Raw genomic sequence first — 15,717 nt, 5'->3', positions numbered from 1 at the left:
GATTGAACGCTACACTTGGTTCAACCGTGGGTGATTTTCAGATCACACTCCGAATCGGTTGCCTTCCGGGTCCCGAATTGGTAGCCGCGCGCAGCGAGCAGCAGACCGACTCCCCAGACGATGTACGCCGGCACCGCCACCCAGAAGAACGCGTCCGGCAGCCCGACATCGTCGTACGGCGGTTTGCCCTGCGCGACGGCGACGATCATCTGGATCAGGCCCACACCGAAGTACGCCGTCATGCCGGTGCCGATCACGAAGCCCGGGGTGAGCAGCATCCACCGCGGGAAGCGCCGCCCGATCGGATGCACCAGCAGGAACGGCAGGAGTATCCCGACAAGCAGAAAGCCTCCTTCGAACAGGACCACTGACAGATTCCCGTCGTACGGCGTCTCCCCGAACCCAACCACCGCTTGCGCCCCAAGCCGCGTAAGACAACCGACCACTGCCATCCATGCGCCGAGAGTCGCGATCCAGGGTGGCCAGGGCTTCGCTTCGGATTGATGCGCTTTCGCAGTCACGCCCAGCAGCACGGCGCCGAGAATCGCCCCTAGCCGACAGAGCATCCCGAGTGGATCGAACGGAATCCCAAGCCCTGGCAGCACCCCGCCTACAAGGTCAAGCAAGATGAACGCCGCTGCCGCAACCCACCCGGCGGCGAGCGTCCACAGCACCCGTGGTCTGATCTTGATGACAGCCAGGGCAGTGACAAGACAGCCGGCGACTGCGACCCAGTGCGGGACGAGGAGGTCGTTGCCGGGTAGCTTCCACGTTGGGGCGTGGCCGGTCGCGAACCAAACCCGCAGACCGCCGTACGCCACCGCCCACGCAACCACCGCTCGCCTCATGCGGCCAGTCTGTTGATCCCGCACCCCCGACCGGATCACCCGCGCGAGGGAACGCTCTCCACCGTCAGCGTGAAGCGTGCAACTGCTGCAGCAGCCGGATGAACGTCTTCCGATCCGGCACCGGTAGACCCTCCAGCACCTGCACCTCTTTGACCTGGATCCCCCGGCGAACAGCCCGGCGTACCCGACGACCCTCAGCCGTGATCGACAGCAGCCGCACCCGCCGATCGTCAGGATCCGGAGTGCGCTCGATCAGCCCAGCCTTCTGCAGCTCGTCGAGCGTGCCGATGATGCGGGACTTGTCGGCGCCGATCGCCTCGGCGAGCGCGGCCTGGGTGCGGACCGGGGTGTCGTCGAGCGCGGTCAGGACCGAGTAGCCCCACATCGAGACGTTGTGCGCGGCGAGCACCGGGAGCTCGAGCGCGATCAGTTCCCGCACCAGCGGGTACAGCATCGCAGCCAGATCGGGGCGCTCGGTTGCCATACCCAAAAAGGTAGCACTGGCGCAATCATATGCATGGGCTTACGATATGCGCATGCCTACCGTTGACTACATCGCACTGGATGCCGAAGCCGTCCGGACCAGCATCGAGCTGGCCACTACCATCACCGACGCCGACCTGTCCAAGCCGACCCCGTGCCGCGCCTGGACCCTCTACGGCTTGCTCGCCCACATGGCCACCCAGCACTACGGTTTCGCCGCCGCCTCCCGCGGCGAGTCCGACCCCACGATCTGGAAGCTCCTCGACCTCGGCGACGACCCGGTCAAGGCGTACGTCGAGTCCGCCGAGCACGTCCTCGACGCCTTCGCCCAGCCCGGCGTCGCGGAGCGCACGTTCCCGTTGGCCGAGTTCGGACCTGACGCAGCCTTCCCGGGAGCGCAGGCTGTCAGCTTCCACTTCATCGACTACATCGTCCACAGCTGGGACGTCGCAAAGTCCCTCGGCAAGACAGTGACGTTTGCACCGGCCACGCTCGAGGCCGCGACAACAGTCGCCCAGATCGTCCCGACCGGCGACGTCCGGCGCGCCCCGGGAACGCCGTTCGCAGCGGACATCCCGTGGTCCGGCGACGACCCTCTCGACCGCATCGTCGCCTACCTCGGCCGCAACCCCAACTGGCCGAACGCGATGCTCAGTTGATGTCGAACTCGTTGCCTTCCGGATCCTTCATCCCGACCGCGTAGTGGTCGAGCCCTTCTTCGAACGCCCCGGTGATGGTCGCACCCAACTCCGCCAACCTGGCCGCCTCGGCATCAACCCGCTGAATCCGCGCCGCGATCGGGTCCGACCACTCACCGCTGGCGTGGATGTCGAGGTGCAACCGGTTCTTGACCACCTTGCCCTCCGCCACCACGTGGAACCAGATATCCGGTCCGCGCCCCTCCGGGTCACTGATCCGATCCACCTCGTCGGTCAGATCCTCCTCCGGCACCCCTAACCGCCGGTAGTAGTCCCGCCAGGTCGCGAACCCGGCCGGCGCCGGCGCGAACTCGTACCGCAACGCCGCAGCCCAGAACCGCGCCAGCACCTCAGCCTCGGCACAATCGACCACCAACTGAAACTCCGCGCCCATCAACAACTCCTCACGCCGGCGACCCCATCACCACCAGCGTCCCCGCCCCCACCGACAATCCAGGTCGCCGAGGCGGCGCCGTCGATCGAGCCCTGCAACCACCCGGGCGAGCCCTACAGCCAGATGTGCTCCTCGGCGATCGCACCGTCGCGCCACTTCGCGATGGTCACCATCCGCCCACCCCCTTCGAACTCGCCGACCACGCACGTCCAGTCCCCCGACCCGAACATGATCGGATGCGAGGCCACCTGGACCGGCGTACCGCCGTTGGACTCGACCAGCGCCTCCATCGCCTCGATGTGCTCCTTCAGACCATGAGTCGTCGCTTGCCCCGAGAGCTCGACGACCACATCGTCGGTGTGGCACCGCGCGAACGCGCCGTGCCAGTCAGCCCGGTTCCACCCTTGGAAGTCGAGCTCGTCCATTCCCTCGAGGTTGCGGCTCACCTCGTCCTCTGCCATGACCCAGGCCTCCTTCCGGGACCGATCCCGATCCCCTGAGCGGATGTACGCCGGCGAACCCGACGTCACCCACAAGGACCGGACAACGCAACGCGATGTGACATCCATCGGCCGACCGGCTTTGGCGTCCTGGCGACACGCGCGATACATTGATGAGGACTGGACCATATGGTCCATATACCGTCGCGAGCAGCATGAGGACAGGGCGATGACAGATCAGGTTCTTCCACCCGACGGAACGGGCTTCTACCTCGCCGGCGGCGAACTGACGGCGCCGGGCGCGGACAGCGCAGAGGCCGACGTCAGCGTGACCGCGCGCCTCCTCGGCGGCCTCGATGTGACGCTGGCCGGCCGGAGTACGGCACGTCTGGACGGCGAACGAACTGTCCTGCAGACACGGCCGATGATGCTCAACTCGCTTCCCAGCAGCATGCGAGTGCAACTGCGTACCGACACAGAGCTTCACGACGACTGGCGGCTCACCCTTCACTTCCGAAATCAAGCCGGATCGAGCCTCACCTGGAACGCCACGCTCCCCACCGAAGCGTTCAATGCAGGGTGGGAGGCTCCGTTGGCCGACCTTCTGACGATCGACGGGGCAGTCGACGGGGCAGTCGACGGCTCAGCGGCGCAGTCTCCGACAGTCGCCGTGGTCCACCACCCGGACGACGAGTACTACGAACTCCTCGTCGACGGCCAACAGGCCGGGCTGCTCGTATACCACGTGATCGGCTCGCAGCTGTCGATCACGCACACGGTGATCGAAGAGACCTACCGCGGACGGGGGCTTTCCTGGGCGCTGGTCGGCGGTGCACTCGACGACATCCGCACGAAGTACGCAAAGGTGTCCAACTACTGCCAGGTCGTCAGCCGGTTCGTCGAGAAAAATCCGGAGTACGGCGACCTTCTCAGCCAACCGCGGCCGGCACGATGACTCTGCTCCTCGCCGAGATCGAGGTTCAATCGCGATCAGTCCTGGCCCGGGAGGAAGCCCGTCTGGCCGGCGTGCGAACTCTCGACGGGTTGCGGCGATGGCGCGACGCGCTTGTCGAAGCGAACACGCTGCACGACGGCTCCTACGGATGCGCTCTTGGCGCATTGTGTGCCCAGCTGTCCGACGACGATGACCGATCCCGCGCGGCGCTGGCATCGGCGTTCGACAGCTGGCGCCAGCTGCTCATCGAAACACTGGCACGGCTGCGCGATCTCGGAGTACTGACCATCGAAGCCGATCCGGACAAGCTCGGAACCGGTCTGCTGGCCGCTCTGCAAGGCGGACACATTCTCGCTCAGAACGCGCGCAGCCCCCGGCCGATGGCCGACGCGTTGGACATGGCCCTGGACCGCATCGACGCCTTCGCCGATCGCTGAGCTACTTCGTCAGGAACGAGCGAATATGGTCGAGCGCCATGTCGAGCGCCGTTTCCATCGGCGTGATGTCGTTCTGGGTTTCGGCGAGAAGATATCCGCCCTGGAGCGCCGCCATCAGGCCGACAGCGAGCTTGTCGGGGTCGGCCGCTGTGCTGAGCGAGCCGGCGTCCTGCATTCGCCGAAGTCCGGCAGCGATCAAGCCCGTCCACTCCGCGAAGGCCTCCGCCAGCGTCTTGCGGGCCTCGTCGTCCTGATCGGACAACTCGCTCGCCATCGAGCCGAGCGCACAGCCGTACGCGCCGTTCTGAAGAGCGTTGCGTTGGACCAAAGCGTCCCGCCAGCGCTGCAGGCCGCGAAACGAGCGCAACCGCTCCAAGTAGCCCTGCTCACGTTCCAGGATCTGGCCGGCCCGCCGCGAGACGACCGCGCGGACCAATTGGTCCTTGTCGGCGAAGTGCTGGTAGAGCTGCGACTTGCTCGTACTGCTCGCTGCCCGGACGTCGTCGAGCGTCGTGGCGTTGACGCCCTTGACGTACATCAGGTCCGCAGCCGCGTCGACGATGCGCGTTCTGGTTGCCAGACCACGCGCCGTCAGCTGGCGAGGCGGAGCCACCGTCGATCGAGTCACGATCTCCACGGTACCGTTCCGGCCCGCACCTCTGCGCCGACCGACTCTGCGGCACAATCTATGATTGGACGATATAGTCCAAACTAGCCGCATGGAAGGCAGGGGATCTTGAGCACCGGGCTGCAGATCAGGAACAACGCAACCGAGGGCGCATTCGAAGCCGTCCTCGACGACGAGGTTGTCGGACGGGTCGGATACCGGGTCCGCCAGGGACGCGTCGTACTCACTCACACCGAGGTCGACGAGGCTCACCGCGGCAAGGGCATCGCGAACCAGCTCGTTCGGACCGCGCTCGACGACGTCGTTGCCACCGGGCGGCGGCTGACGAACTTCTGCCCATTCATCGCCGACTACATCGCGGATCACCCGTCCTACAAGACCCTCATCGACGCCGAGCACCCGGGCGGCGCTGCGGTTCCCGACAGAGCACCCCGCACCGACGTTGTGCACGATCCCTCCTGACACCCGTTGTCGGCGGCACGACCCCGTACTAGTCTGGACGAATTGGTCCAATAACAGCTGGAGGTACCTGATGAAGGCGATCGTGGTGACGGACGAGGCCGCGGGAACGGCCGGGATGATGCTCGCCGAGCGTCCCGAGCCACCGGCGGCGATCAACGACGTCGTGGTCGAGGTTCACGCCTCGGGATACGTCCCGACCGAGCTGACGTGGCCCTCGACGTGGACCGATCGTGCCGACCGCGGCCGCGCACCGTCGATCCCTGGGCACGAGCTGGCCGGGGTGGTCACCTCCCTCGGCTACGGCACGACGGGGCTGTCGGTCGGACAGCGGGTGTTCGGCCTCGCGGACTGGCATCGCGATGGCTCGCTCGCGGAGTACGTCGCCATCGAGGCCCGCAACCTCGCGCCGCTCCCGGGCGATGTCGACTTCACCGTGGGAGCCAGCCTGCCGATCTCGGGACTGACCGCTTGGCAGGGCCTGTTCCAGCACGGCCGGCTTCAGTCGGGGCAGACCGTTCTCGTGCACGGCGCGGCCGGCGCAGTCGGTTCGATGGTGGCGCAGCTCGCGCGTGAATTCGGCGCGTACGTCGTCGGCACCGGCCGCACCGCCGACCGCCAGACCGCGCTCGACTTCGGCGCACACGAATTCCTTGACCTGGGCAACGACTCTCTGAAGGACATCGGCGAGGTCGACCTGGTCTTCGACGTGATCGGCGGCGACATCCAGCAGCAGTCCGCGGCCATCATCCGCCCTGGCGGAACCCTCGTCACCATCGTCGGTCCGCCCGAGGCCCGCCCCGCAGACGGCCTCGCAGTCGACTTCGTCGTCGAGGCCGACCGCGCCCAACTGACCGAGATCGTCCAACGCGTCCGCGACGGCCGCCTGCAAACAAACATCGGCACCATCGCATCGCTCGACGATGCAGTCGCCGCCTTCAACCCGACCGAACGCACCAAGGGCAAAACAATCATCCGCATCCGCCCGTGCCCCCGACAGACAACCGTCGCCTGAGCTTCTCAGCTCGGCAGTTCGAGGAGGGCCACCAGGAACAGGATGAAAGCGCTCCAGGTCGTCGCCAGTTGGAGCCAGTTGATGGTGAAGTAGCGTTGCCGATCGGCCTCCCAGCTGGCTGGTAGCGCGTCGGGATCCCACGACAGGATCACCTTGTACTGCGGGGTCTTCCAGACATTCGAGACGACGTACACACCGACGATCACGATGGCGAGGCCGATCGCGGTGAGTACGAACGACGCCGATCCGGGATCGTCCCGAAGCAGGATGAGCGCGACGATCGGCCCGATACCCATCCCGAGCGACCAGGCGTAGTTGAACACCTTGCCCCAGCCGTTGTCGGCGTACCGCAGGAACGTGTCCATGAAGGCCCTGAACTCGCGGCCGCTCATGGACGCCTGGACGGGCCGCAAAATCAGACACAGCCCACCAAGAAACCCAGCCGCAAGACCTGAAAAGAACGAAGTCGCCACAAGCACCCACTCCGCCGCCATCCCGCGCCTCCCCACCCGAAATCGCCAGACACGAGCAGTGTCGGCCTAGTGTGCCCGGCTGTCACCCCCTGGGATCCCGATGATCGGGCACCGCGTCGCCGTACAGGATCGAGGTCCAGGCGGTGGTGAGGGTTTCGATCAGCACTTCCTCGTCGTCGAACGGCGGAACCGACGCTGCGGCGAGGTAGTAGAGGCGTTCTCCCATCCAGGTCAGTGATGCGGCAGCGGCGCGTGCGCGCGTGGAGCCGAGTCGCGGGCCGGCGACCGGGTCGGACTCGATCCGCGCGGTGGCGGCCTCGGTGAACAGGTTCATCTGCTCGAGCCATAGCTCCCGAAGCTCTTCGTCCGATCCCCAACTCTCGACAATGGCCATCAAGACGCCGGCGTTGTCGCGCCACAGCCGGGCTCCATCGGTCACACCGGACCGAAGCCCGGTGACCGGATCCTGCTCCCGATCGGTCCAGGGGCGCGCTGCCTGCTGTCCTTGCGTGACCGCCTCGCGCACGAGGTCAGCGAGCACTGCCTGTTTGCTCGGGAAATAGAAGTAGAAGCTGGCCCTGGATACACCGGCAGCGTCGAGGATGTCGGCCACGCTGAGAGTGTCGAAGCGCCGCTCCCGCAGCAACTCGCGCGTCGCGGACAGGATTCGCTCCCGCAGCTCTGCCGAGGCCGGGGCCGCTGCAGATCGACGAGCAGAGCGCACGGTGCGTCTGGAAGGCATGCCGGTCATCATAGTGTCCGGACATAGTGTATAGACACTATGACCAGACACTGTGTATGGTCATAGCCGTGATAGCGATTCATCTGGTCGTCAGCGACCCGGATCAGGCCGCCTCCTGGTACACCGAGGCATTGGGCGCAGAAGAGACCAGCCGCCTCACGCTTCCCGATGGCCGGACGCTGACCGTGGAACTCGTCCTCGGCAACACAAGCCTGGCGGTGGCGGGAGAAATGCCCGACCGCGGCCTGCGCACCCCGGCGGCGCTCGGCGGTACTCCGGCCGCGTTGCACGTTCAGGTCTCCGACATCGACTCCGCCTGGACTCGTGCGTTGGATGCGGGAGCCACGGTCTTCGAGCCGGTCCACGATGCCTTCTGGGGAGATCGCACAGGCCAATTCCTGGATCCGTCCGGGCATCGCTGGGCGTTGGATCAACACGTGCGGGACGTGCCGTCCGAGGAGATTGCCGCCCTGGCCGCTCAACTGTTCAGTGGATCGGCGACCCCATGAGATACCGCACCCTGGGTACGAGCGGTCTTCGGATCTCCGAGCTGATCCTGGGCGCGATGACGTTCGGAGAACAGGGCGGCGTCGGCGCACCGATCACAGAATGCCGACGGATGCTGGACCTTTACGTCGATGCGGGCGGCAACATGATCGACACCGCCGTCAACTACCGGGACGGCGCCAGCGAAGAGTTCCTCGGCGAACTTCTGTCCGGCCGTCGCGAGTCGTTCGTGCTCGGAACGAAGTACACCGTCTCCCGCGACCGCAGCGACCCGAACGCCGCCGGGAACCACCGTAAGAACCTGCGTGCATCGCTGGAGACCAGCCTGCGCCGGCTACGCACCGATTACCTGGATCTGTACTGGGTGCACATGTGGGACCGTTCCACGCCGCTCGAGGAGACCATGCGGGCGCTGGACGACGCAGTACAGGCCGGCAAGGTCCTGTACGTCGGAATCTCCGACGCACCGGCCTGGGTCGTGGCCCGCGCCAATACGTTGGCCGAGTGGCACGGCTGGAGCCCGTTCGTCGGACTGCAAGTTCCCTACAACCTGCTCCAGCGCGACATCGAACGCGAACTGCTGCCCATGGCCGAGTCGCTCGGCCTCGGCATCACCACGTGGAGTCCGCTGGCCGGTGGAGTACTGTCCGGCAAATACAGCGGCCGCGGGCCGGCGGCTGGACGACTGGCCCCGGAATCCCTTTCGGCCAGGGATCATGCCGTTGTCCGAGCAGTGCAAGACGTCGCCGACGAGCTCGGTACGACGTCCTCCCAGGTCGCGATCGCCTGGACAACCAGCCGCTCCCCGCTGATCCATCCCATCATCGGAGCGCGCACCGCCGAACAGCTCGGTGCCAACCTGTCCGCCGCCGAACTCACCCTTCCGCCCGAGAGCATCGCGCGGCTGAACGAGGCCAGCGCGTTCCCTCTCGGGTTCCCGAACGACTTCATCGCCCAGACATCCTCATGGGTCTTCGGCGCAGCGCTCATCGACCCATCGCCGACCACGACACCAGCCGTCACCCGCTGAAGGTCCACGGGAGGTTGGGACGGCAGTCCTTGGGGGCAGGGAGCGGTCGTTCCGTGCCGATCACGGCGTACGTGTGGCCCGTCGGGTCGGCGCGGCAGGCGACCTGCTCGGCCTTGCGATCGGCCTCGGTCTCGGGGCTGGCATACACGAGGGTTCCAGCTGCGTCGTACCCGCGAACGACGTACGGGCGTCGGCTGCTGTCGGTCGGCGACTTGCTCGCCGGCACGGACTTGACCGGGGCGTAGAAGAAGCCGTTGCGGAGTACGGCCTCGACCGGCCCGCCGCCCGTCGGGGTGACGGTGATACGCGCGACCGGCTTCACGTAGGCGCCGCTGCCCGGCCCGCCGTTCTGCACCTCGTTGGACAAGCCGAGCCTCGGTGCAGCCGCGCTGCCAGAGACCATGACGCCGGTCTGGTTGAAGCCGCAGTTCACCCACAGACCGTCGCCGTACCCGACGACCCACGTCCGGACGTATGCGTCGCCGGGCGGGTCCACGAACCGGAAACCGTCGAGAACCGCGTGGCCCGTGGACGTCGCGAGGTTGTACCTGACCAGGCAGCGCTGACCGAGATTCGCCTTCTCCGCCGCGCTCAACGGCTCGATCGCCGGCGCCGAGGCAACCTGCTGGTGGCCGTCCTTCAGAACGAAGCCGAGAGCCACGACCAGGACGACCGCCGCGACCGCGGCCAGCGGAACGAGCAGTCGGCGGCGTGGCGGCGTACCGGCTTCGCTCTCGAGGATCGCGATCAGTTCGTCGCGCTGACGGTCTCGGGTCGACGGGCGTAGATCTCCGTCGGGCAGCAGAATGTTCATGCCTGGATCTCCAGATTGAGTTCGCGCAGGTGCTTTCGAGCGCGGGACAGCCGCGACTTGACCGTGCCGATTGGTACGTCGAGCGCTACCGCGGCCGCGGCCTGGTCGAGGCCGGCCCAGATGCAGAGCTCGACGATCTCGCGCTCCTGTCTGGGCAGGCGTTTCAGCGATGCCTGGACCGCTTGGATCCGGCTGTCGTCATCGAGCCGCTGCGCCACGTCGTCCGCATGGTCGTCGACCTCGCTGTGGATGAGATGCGCGGCAGCCAACGCGCGGCGATAGCGAAGCTTGCTCCGCCACTCGTTGCGTGCGGTGTAATCAGCCGTCCGAAGCAGCCACGGCAGCGCCGAGTCACGATCGAGTACGACGTCAGCCCGCCGCCGCCACGCCTGCAGGAAGACCGCGGACGTCAGATCCTCCGCGTCACTCCAGGAGCCGGTCCGCCGGTGCAGGAAGTTGTAGATCGCCTGCGCATGCCGGTCATACAGCCGCGCAAACGCCTCGGAGTCCCCCTCCGCCGCCAGCTCCCACAACTCCCGATCCGACACAGCAGGCAAAGCCCGCACACCGCCCACCCAGCTCTCCCCTCGCGATTGTCCCTGCAATCGTTAGGTGTCGCCGCGACCGAGCAGGTTCCCTACGCCTGACCTGCGGTTTCGGTAGGCTGCGGCCCGGGCTGTACTGCCGACCTCGGGGGGACCGGGGTGGTCTGGGGTTCTCTGGAGGGGACTGCTCGATGAAGCTGCGACGCTTTGCGCTCGCTCTGACTGGTTTCGGTCTGCTGGCCGCCAGTTCCATCACTGCTGCAACTGCCACCGCCGCGCCCAGCTCAGCCAGCGCGGCAGCCCAGACCTGCTGGAACTCGGTCGTCTGGCCGACCAAGGCGAACGTCGTGGACACGGTCGACATCACCGCGCACAAGCCGCCGACTCCGGTGTCGCCGCCGTACGTGTACTCGAAGTTCTTCGCCACACGCTTCATGGACAGGTGGTATCTGGCGTGGAACGCCGCAGGCACGCAGTACTACGCCTTCGGCCTGTTCCTGCTGGGCTCGAACCTGTACCGGCAGACGACCGTCCTCTCGGGCGGAAGGCCCGCGCAGTCGACGGCGGTCAGGGTCGGCACCGGTTGGTCGAGCTTCAAGTCCATCGCCACCTCGAACTATCCCCTCAAGGGATCCCGGCCCGCCTACTTGTACGGCCTGAACACCAACGGCAATCTGTACCGCTACGCCCCGAACGGCACCGGCTACCGCTCGGCCGGCTCGTTCGCCGGCTTCCGTGGCTTCAAGACGATGACCATGATCAGCGAGGAACGGACGTACGACACCCTCCTGATGACCACGACAGCCGGCGCGCTCTACACCATCCACATCCCCACCACAGCCACCGCGAAGCCCGTAGTAAAGCTGATCCGAAAGTCCGGCTGGGCAGCCTACGAGTCCCTGGTCGTCAACAAATGCGGCGTCAACGGCCCCACCGTCATCACCGCCATCGACCACAACACCCAAACCGGCTACCAGTACGGCTTCAGCAAGTTCAACGGCACCGCCACCGCGATGACGTCGTACGGCAAGGTCCCGGTCGTCTTCAACGGCCTCAACCACACATCCCAAATCGGCTTCCAGTTCATCCTTCTGGGCGAGTAGCACTTCCACTTCCAACCAGGTCCTGAAAGGCCGGCGAACACCCAGCCCTGGGCCGTGTCTTTGGGCTGCGAGTTGGCTCACTGAATGACCTCGTCCAGAGCCGGCGTGCGCGCCGGACGATCCACGGACGAGGCAGTGCCAGCCTCGAGCAATCGGTACCACCGGCTGGGGCGCACGGCATGTGACGGGCTGAGAATTCTCCACTCGAACGGTTGGCCGGGCGTCACACCAGCCTGATCATGAGCACATGGATCGGATTGCGACGCACGACGAGCTGGAGAGGGCCAGACTGGCCTTCCACCAGCTCGTCGAGCACGCGGACGCTGCCGGACTCAGCCGGCCGTCGAACGGCACACGATGGAGCAACCGACAGCTGCTGTTCCATATGTTGCTGGGGTACCTCATCATCCGCGCACTCCTCCGACTCGTGCGCGTCTTCGGGCGGCTGCCGGACGGCGCGAGTCGCGTATACGCAAAGGTCCTCGACGCCGGAACCAAGCCGTTCGACGAGGTGAACTACCTCGGGTCGTACCTGGGCGGGAACACCTTGAGTACAGCTCGGATGGTCGTGATGTTCGACCACGTGGTGAACAAGCTGCATCTACGCCTGGATGCCGAGAGCGAGGACGATCTCGCACGAGGCATGCACTACCCGGTCCGCTGGGATCCGTTCTTCAAGGACTACATGACACTGGCCGATGTCTACAGATTTCCGACGCAGCACTTCGACTTCCATCGGCGACAGCTCACGCTCGACGAGTGAGTCAGCAGCAGTCCTTCAGATAGCTCTCGACACGCTGCGGCTGTATCTCCTGCTCACGGCAACCGTGAGCAGGTCGACGCCGTGATCTTCGCGGCCGGCTACCGACCCAACCCTCCCGTGCCTCAAGCACCTCGGCGCGGTTGTCCCCACCGGCATGCCGCTCCACAAGCGCGGCCTCTCACTCACCCACCGCAGCCTGGTCTGTCTCGGCCTCGAGTTCCAGCGCTCGTTCTCGTCGAACACACTGCGCGGGGTGGCCCGCGACGCGGAGTCGCCGTACGAGCTACAACCCCAAGACTTGTCGCTGGTCAGACAGCCGAGGGAACGGACAGCAGGGTGGAGAGCCAAGTCAGGCGTTCGGGGAGTGGCCAGTAGTAGACCCAGGTGCCGCGGCGTTCGCAGTCGACGAGGCCGGCTTCGCGGAGCACCTTCAGGTGATGGGAGATCGTCGGGCCGCTGACGTCGAAGTTCGGGGTGATGTCACAGACGCAGACCTCGTCGCCGGCCGAGGCGATGATCGACATCAGTCGCAGCCGGATCGGGTCGGACAGTGCCTTGAACACCGCGGCGCCGTCCGCGGCCTGCGCCGGCTCGAGGGCGGCCTCGGAGATCGGCGTGCAGCAGGTGTTCAGCACGGTCAGTTCCTGTTTCGGCATGTGTCTATCTTGACTCTTGTCGAATCAGGAGGCAAGCTTCGTGATTAGACGAGTATCTAGACAGCACGGAGGATGATCGTGACAGAGCTGGTGACGGGGCCGGTGGTAGTCATCGGAGCAGGCCCGGTGGGACTGGCCGCGGCGGCGCATCTCGCCGAACGCGGAGTCGAGTTCCTGGTGCTCGAATCGGGGCCGAGCGTTGCGGCCGCGATCGACGAGTGGCGGCACGTGAAGCTGTTCAGCCCGTGGCGTTACGACATCGACAGCGCGGCGCGCCGGCTGCTCGAGGCATCGGACTGGATCGAGCCCAACTTGGACGAACTGCCGACCGGTGGCGATCTGATCGACGACTACCTCGCTCCGCTCGCCAAAACGTTGGCCGACAGGGTTCGGTACGGCGCTGAAGTCGTCGCGGTGACTCGGGTCGGATACGACCGGATCCGTACGGCCGGCCGGGAGACGGCGCCGTTCCTCCTGCGTCTCGCGGACGGCGAGGAAGTGCTGGCATCCGCCGTGATCGACGCAGCCGGCACCTGGCGCCGCCCGAACGTCCTTGGCGCATCGGGCATCCCAGCGCGCGGTGAAAGTGACGTGGCCGACGCGATCTCACACGCGCTGCCGGACGTGTTCGGCCGCGACCGTGAGCGCTTCGCGGGCCGTCGTACGGCGGTTGTCGGCGCTGGACACTCGGCGGCGACGACACTGCTCGAACTGGGAGAGCTGGTCGACCACGAGCCGGGCACCGAGGTGGTGTGGGTGGTCCGCGGCACGGACCAGGCACGGACGTACGGCGGCGGCGACGCGGACGAGCTCCCCGCGCGGGGAGCGCTGGGCACACGGCTGAAGCGGCTGGTGCAGTCGGGGCGCGTCGAACTGGTGAGCAGCTTCCGGACCGAGTCGCTGGCACGTACGCCCGACGGACGGGTCGCGTTGACGGCCGGGGACCAGCAGGTCGTGGTCGACACGGTGGTGAACTCGACCGGTTTCCGCCCCGACCACGACATGGTCGGCGAGCTGCGGCTGGATCTCGACCCGATCCTGGGTTCGACGCGGGCGCTGGCGCCGTTGATCGACCCGAACCAGCACTCCTGTGGGACCGTCCCGCCGCACGGCGTCGACGAACTCCAGCACCCCGAGCCCGGGTACTACGCGGTCGGCGCGAAGTCCTACGGTCGGGCGCCGACGTTCCTGCTGGCCACCGGCTACGAGCAAGCGCGTTCGGTCGTGGCCGCGCTGGCCGGCGACTGGGAGGCTGCGCGTGACGTCCAGCTGAACCTGCCCGAGACCGGCGTGTGCTCATCGAACCTCGCCTACGGCGACTCCGCCGACGAGTCCGCGGGCAGCTGCTGCGGGCCGGCACCGATCAGCCTCGAGGCGCCGGTGAGCCGAGGACTCGCCACCGGCATCAGCGGCGGTCTGCTCACCGTGATCGAGCCTGAGCCGACGACCACCCAGTCCGGCTGCTGCAACTGATGACCGCGTCTCCGGGGCCGGCTGTCACGGCCAGCCCCGGACCGCGCCGGCTCATCGGCTCGCTCGCCATCACGCAGACCGTCGGGTACGGCGTTCTGTACTACGCCTTCAGCGTGATCCTCGGCCCGATGAGCACCGACCTCGGGATCTCTCACACCACGGCTGCGGGTGCGCTCACCACGGCTGTCCTGGTGTCGGGCCTGCTGTCGATTCCGGTCGGGCGCTGGCTCGATGCTCGAGGTGGACATGCCCTGATGACCGCTGGGTCGGTGGTCGGATCCGTCGCGGTGCTCGGATGGTCCCAGGTCCACAACGCGCTGCAGCTGTACGTCGTGTTCGTCTTTGTCGGTGTGGCCTCAGCCATGGTGCTCTATGAGCCGGCATTCGCTGTCGTCGTGGCGGCCACGGAGCCGCAGCGGCGAGCGAAAGCACTCCTGGGCATCACACTCGTCGCCGGATTCGCCAGCTCGATCTTCATCCCGCTCACCGGGCAGCTGGTCGACCGGATCGAGTGGCGGCCGACGCTCGCCGTACTCGCGATCGCGCTGGCAGCAGTCACCATTCCGCTGCACGCAATCGGGCTCCGCCGTACCGCAGCCGCCCCTCATCACGAACGGCGCCTCCGCAGCTCACCGACCTGGGTACTGCGCGATCCCGCCTTCTGGTTGCTCGCAGCAACCTTCGTGCTCCACGGGGCGGCGCTGGCCGTGATCGCCGTCCACCTGGTCCAGTACCTGACCACCCTCGGCCATCCGGCCGTCGTCGCGGCCACGCTAGCCGGCCTGCTCGGGCTGTTGTCGGTGACCGGCCGCGTCGTCACCACGCTCTCGACCCGATGGTTGCCAATGGCCACGATCGTCGGGCTCGTCCTGATCGGCCAAGGCGTGGCAATGTCACTGCTGCCAGTCGTCGGACGACACCTACTCGGTGCGATCGCCTGCCTCGTCCTGTTCGGACTCGGTTTCGGGGTCGCGTCGATCGCCACGCCCGCGATCCTGCTCCAGCGGTACGGCGCCACCAGCTACGGCACCATCGCCGGCACCCTGGCCGCCCCGATCCTGATCGCCAAAGCCACCGCACCACTCGGCGGCGCGCTGCTCGCCGCCACACTGGGCTACCAGACCCTCGTCCTACTGGTCGCCGCGGCGTGCGCACTGGCAGGTCTACTGCTCTTCGCAGTACAGCGGATCCCCGTCGACTACATCCGCCGCTGACTAGCTATCGCACTGCCGGCCAGCCCTGCGCGGCGAGCTG

Annotated in this window: 21 protein-coding genes; 11 read left to right on the top strand and 10 right to left on the bottom strand. The window is 66.7% G+C overall.

What is annotated here, in order from left to right; all coding sequences use genetic code 11:
- Window positions 1-20: 20 nt before the first annotated feature.
- Together OHA10_RS15345 and OHA10_RS15340 are read right to left on the bottom strand one after the other, a co-directional pair.
- A complete protein-coding gene (locus tag OHA10_RS15345; RefSeq protein ID WP_371406873.1) occupies window positions 21-848 on the bottom strand; it encodes a hypothetical protein in 828 nt (275 codons plus the stop codon).
- Window positions 849-912: 64 nt separating this feature from the next.
- Entirely contained in the window at window positions 913-1,332 is a 420-nt protein-coding gene (locus OHA10_RS15340; RefSeq protein ID WP_371406872.1) for a MarR family winged helix-turn-helix transcriptional regulator, read from the bottom strand.
- Window positions 1,333-1,384: 52 nt separating this feature from the next.
- Between OHA10_RS15340 and OHA10_RS15335 the strand changes: the two genes are divergently transcribed.
- A complete protein-coding gene (locus OHA10_RS15335) occupies window positions 1,385-1,990 on the top strand; it encodes a TIGR03086 family metal-binding protein (RefSeq protein ID WP_371406871.1) in 606 nt (201 codons plus the stop codon).
- On the opposite strand, the gene OHA10_RS15330 is transcribed toward OHA10_RS15335, so the two are convergent.
- Window positions 1,983-2,423 carry a VOC family protein gene (locus OHA10_RS15330; protein ID WP_371406870.1) on the bottom strand — a complete coding sequence of 147 codons (441 nt, stop codon included), beginning with the start codon at window positions 2,421-2,423 and terminating at the stop codon, window positions 1,983-1,985. The two genes, OHA10_RS15335 and OHA10_RS15330, sit on opposite strands and share 8 nt — an antisense overlap.
- Window positions 2,424-2,536: 113 nt before the next feature.
- The gene (locus OHA10_RS15325) at window positions 2,537-2,884 is read right to left on the bottom strand and encodes a hypothetical protein (RefSeq protein WP_371406869.1); all 348 of its coding nucleotides are present in this window, start codon (window positions 2,882-2,884) and stop codon (window positions 2,537-2,539) included.
- A gap of 43 nt (window positions 2,885-2,927) precedes the next feature.
- On the opposite strand from OHA10_RS15325, the gene OHA10_RS15320 reads away from it, so the two are divergent.
- Window positions 2,928-3,818: a GNAT family N-acetyltransferase gene (locus tag OHA10_RS15320; protein WP_371406868.1), complete on the top strand. Its 891-nt coding sequence runs from the start codon at window positions 2,928-2,930 to the stop codon at window positions 3,816-3,818.
- Window positions 3,815-4,255, top strand: a complete 441-nt coding sequence (locus OHA10_RS15315; protein ID WP_371406867.1) for a TetR family transcriptional regulator C-terminal domain-containing protein — start codon at window positions 3,815-3,817, stop codon at window positions 4,253-4,255. The genes OHA10_RS15320 and OHA10_RS15315 overlap by 4 nt, the downstream gene beginning before the upstream one ends.
- A gap of 1 nt (window position 4,256) precedes the next feature.
- On the opposite strand, the gene OHA10_RS15310 is transcribed toward OHA10_RS15315, so the two are convergent.
- The gene (locus tag OHA10_RS15310; protein ID WP_371406866.1) at window positions 4,257-4,883 is read right to left on the bottom strand and encodes a TetR/AcrR family transcriptional regulator; all 627 of its coding nucleotides are present in this window, start codon (window positions 4,881-4,883) and stop codon (window positions 4,257-4,259) included.
- A 108-nt stretch (window positions 4,884-4,991) separates the two neighbouring features.
- Between OHA10_RS15310 and OHA10_RS15305 the strand changes: the two genes are divergently transcribed.
- A complete protein-coding gene (locus tag OHA10_RS15305; protein ID WP_371406865.1) occupies window positions 4,992-5,345 on the top strand; it encodes a GNAT family N-acetyltransferase in 354 nt (117 codons plus the stop codon).
- Window positions 5,346-5,415: 70 nt separating this feature from the next.
- A complete protein-coding gene (locus OHA10_RS15300; protein ID WP_371406864.1) occupies window positions 5,416-6,357 on the top strand; it encodes an NADP-dependent oxidoreductase in 942 nt (313 codons plus the stop codon).
- Between the two features lie 5 nt (window positions 6,358-6,362).
- On the opposite strand, the gene OHA10_RS15295 is transcribed toward OHA10_RS15300, so the two are convergent.
- Both OHA10_RS15295 and OHA10_RS15290 read right to left on the bottom strand, forming a co-directional pair.
- The gene (locus OHA10_RS15295; RefSeq protein ID WP_371406863.1) at window positions 6,363-6,749 is read right to left on the bottom strand and encodes a hypothetical protein; all 387 of its coding nucleotides are present in this window, start codon (window positions 6,747-6,749) and stop codon (window positions 6,363-6,365) included.
- 163 nt (window positions 6,750-6,912) lie between these two features.
- Window positions 6,913-7,584, bottom strand: a complete 672-nt coding sequence (locus OHA10_RS15290) for a TetR/AcrR family transcriptional regulator (RefSeq protein ID WP_371406862.1) — start codon at window positions 7,582-7,584, stop codon at window positions 6,913-6,915.
- Between the two features lie 56 nt (window positions 7,585-7,640).
- Here OHA10_RS15290 and OHA10_RS15285 point away from each other — a divergent pair, with 56 nt between their 5' ends.
- Window positions 7,641-8,081, top strand: coding sequence for a VOC family protein (locus OHA10_RS15285; RefSeq protein ID WP_371406861.1), 441 nt, complete (start codon window positions 7,641-7,643; stop codon window positions 8,079-8,081).
- Window positions 8,078-9,109, top strand: coding sequence for an aldo/keto reductase (locus OHA10_RS15280; RefSeq protein ID WP_371406860.1), 1,032 nt, complete (start codon window positions 8,078-8,080; stop codon window positions 9,107-9,109). The genes OHA10_RS15285 and OHA10_RS15280 overlap by 4 nt, the downstream gene beginning before the upstream one ends.
- On the opposite strand, the gene OHA10_RS15275 is transcribed toward OHA10_RS15280, so the two are convergent.
- Together OHA10_RS15275 and OHA10_RS15270 are read right to left on the bottom strand one after the other, a co-directional pair.
- Window positions 9,099-9,923, bottom strand: coding sequence for a hypothetical protein (locus OHA10_RS15275; RefSeq protein WP_371406859.1), 825 nt, complete (start codon window positions 9,921-9,923; stop codon window positions 9,099-9,101). The genes OHA10_RS15280 and OHA10_RS15275 overlap by 11 nt on opposite strands.
- Complete coding sequence (locus OHA10_RS15270; RefSeq protein ID WP_371406858.1) at window positions 9,920-10,498, bottom strand: RNA polymerase sigma factor; 579 nt, start codon at window positions 10,496-10,498, stop codon at window positions 9,920-9,922. Before OHA10_RS15270 ends, OHA10_RS15275 begins: the two co-directional genes overlap by 4 nt.
- 161 nt (window positions 10,499-10,659) lie before the next feature.
- Here OHA10_RS15270 and OHA10_RS15265 point away from each other — a divergent pair, with 161 nt between their 5' ends.
- Both OHA10_RS15265 and OHA10_RS15260 read left to right on the top strand, forming a co-directional pair.
- Window positions 10,660-11,571: a hypothetical protein gene (locus OHA10_RS15265; RefSeq protein WP_371406857.1), complete on the top strand. Its 912-nt coding sequence runs from the start codon at window positions 10,660-10,662 to the stop codon at window positions 11,569-11,571.
- Between the two features lie 247 nt (window positions 11,572-11,818).
- Window positions 11,819-12,334 (top strand): DinB family protein, encoded by a 516-nt coding sequence (locus OHA10_RS15260; protein WP_371406856.1) that lies wholly within the window; start codon window positions 11,819-11,821, stop codon window positions 12,332-12,334.
- A 308-nt stretch (window positions 12,335-12,642) separates the two neighbouring features.
- Here OHA10_RS15260 and OHA10_RS15255 read toward each other — a convergent pair whose 3' ends face one another.
- Entirely contained in the window at window positions 12,643-12,990 is a 348-nt protein-coding gene (locus OHA10_RS15255) for an ArsR/SmtB family transcription factor (protein ID WP_371406855.1), read from the bottom strand.
- Between the two features lie 78 nt (window positions 12,991-13,068).
- On the opposite strand from OHA10_RS15255, the gene OHA10_RS15250 reads away from it, so the two are divergent.
- Both OHA10_RS15250 and OHA10_RS15245 read left to right on the top strand, forming a co-directional pair.
- The gene (locus OHA10_RS15250) at window positions 13,069-14,463 is read left to right on the top strand and encodes an FAD-dependent oxidoreductase (protein WP_371406854.1); all 1,395 of its coding nucleotides are present in this window, start codon (window positions 13,069-13,071) and stop codon (window positions 14,461-14,463) included.
- Window positions 14,463-15,677 (top strand): MFS transporter, encoded by a 1,215-nt coding sequence (locus tag OHA10_RS15245; RefSeq protein WP_371406853.1) that lies wholly within the window; start codon window positions 14,463-14,465, stop codon window positions 15,675-15,677. Before OHA10_RS15250 ends, OHA10_RS15245 begins: the two co-directional genes overlap by 1 nt.
- Window positions 15,678-15,717: the final 40 nt, after the last annotated feature.

The organism is Kribbella sp. NBC_00662 (genome assembly GCF_041430295.1).
Taxonomy (GTDB): Bacteria; Actinomycetota; Actinomycetes; order Propionibacteriales; family Kribbellaceae; genus Kribbella.
This window is presented reverse-complemented; position numbering and strand designations above follow the sequence as displayed.

Excerpts from the sequence above, each read along its gene's own strand:
- OHA10_RS15320 (WP_371406868.1), top strand. The coding sequence starts at position 2,928 with ATGTACGCCGGCGAACCCGACGTCACCCACAAGGACCGGACAACGCAA.
- OHA10_RS15345 (WP_371406873.1), bottom strand. The coding sequence starts at position 848 with ATGAGGCGAGCGGTGGTTGCGTGGGCGGTGGCGTACGGCGGTCTGCGG.
- OHA10_RS15260 (WP_371406856.1), top strand. The coding sequence starts at position 11,819 with ATGGATCGGATTGCGACGCACGACGAGCTGGAGAGGGCCAGACTGGCC.
- OHA10_RS15265 (WP_371406857.1), top strand. The coding sequence starts at position 10,660 with ATGAAGCTGCGACGCTTTGCGCTCGCTCTGACTGGTTTCGGTCTGCTG.
- OHA10_RS15335 (WP_371406871.1), top strand. The coding sequence starts at position 1,385 with ATGCCTACCGTTGACTACATCGCACTGGATGCCGAAGCCGTCCGGACC.
- OHA10_RS15315 (WP_371406867.1), top strand. The coding sequence starts at position 3,815 with ATGACTCTGCTCCTCGCCGAGATCGAGGTTCAATCGCGATCAGTCCTG.
- OHA10_RS15330 (WP_371406870.1), bottom strand. The coding sequence starts at position 2,423 with ATGGGCGCGGAGTTTCAGTTGGTGGTCGATTGTGCCGAGGCTGAGGTG.
- OHA10_RS15300 (WP_371406864.1), top strand. The coding sequence starts at position 5,416 with ATGAAGGCGATCGTGGTGACGGACGAGGCCGCGGGAACGGCCGGGATG.
- OHA10_RS15325 (WP_371406869.1), bottom strand. The coding sequence starts at position 2,884 with ATGGCAGAGGACGAGGTGAGCCGCAACCTCGAGGGAATGGACGAGCTC.
- OHA10_RS15275 (WP_371406859.1), bottom strand. The coding sequence starts at position 9,923 with ATGAACATTCTGCTGCCCGACGGAGATCTACGCCCGTCGACCCGAGAC.
- OHA10_RS15340 (WP_371406872.1), bottom strand. The coding sequence starts at position 1,332 with ATGGCAACCGAGCGCCCCGATCTGGCTGCGATGCTGTACCCGCTGGTG.
- OHA10_RS15295 (WP_371406863.1), bottom strand. The coding sequence starts at position 6,749 with ATGAGCGGCCGCGAGTTCAGGGCCTTCATGGACACGTTCCTGCGGTAC.
- OHA10_RS15255 (WP_371406855.1), bottom strand. The coding sequence starts at position 12,990 with ATGCCGAAACAGGAACTGACCGTGCTGAACACCTGCTGCACGCCGATC.
- OHA10_RS15290 (WP_371406862.1), bottom strand. The coding sequence starts at position 7,584 with ATGATGACCGGCATGCCTTCCAGACGCACCGTGCGCTCTGCTCGTCGA.
- OHA10_RS15280 (WP_371406860.1), top strand. The coding sequence starts at position 8,078 with ATGAGATACCGCACCCTGGGTACGAGCGGTCTTCGGATCTCCGAGCTG.
- OHA10_RS15245 (WP_371406853.1), top strand. The coding sequence starts at position 14,463 with ATGACCGCGTCTCCGGGGCCGGCTGTCACGGCCAGCCCCGGACCGCGC.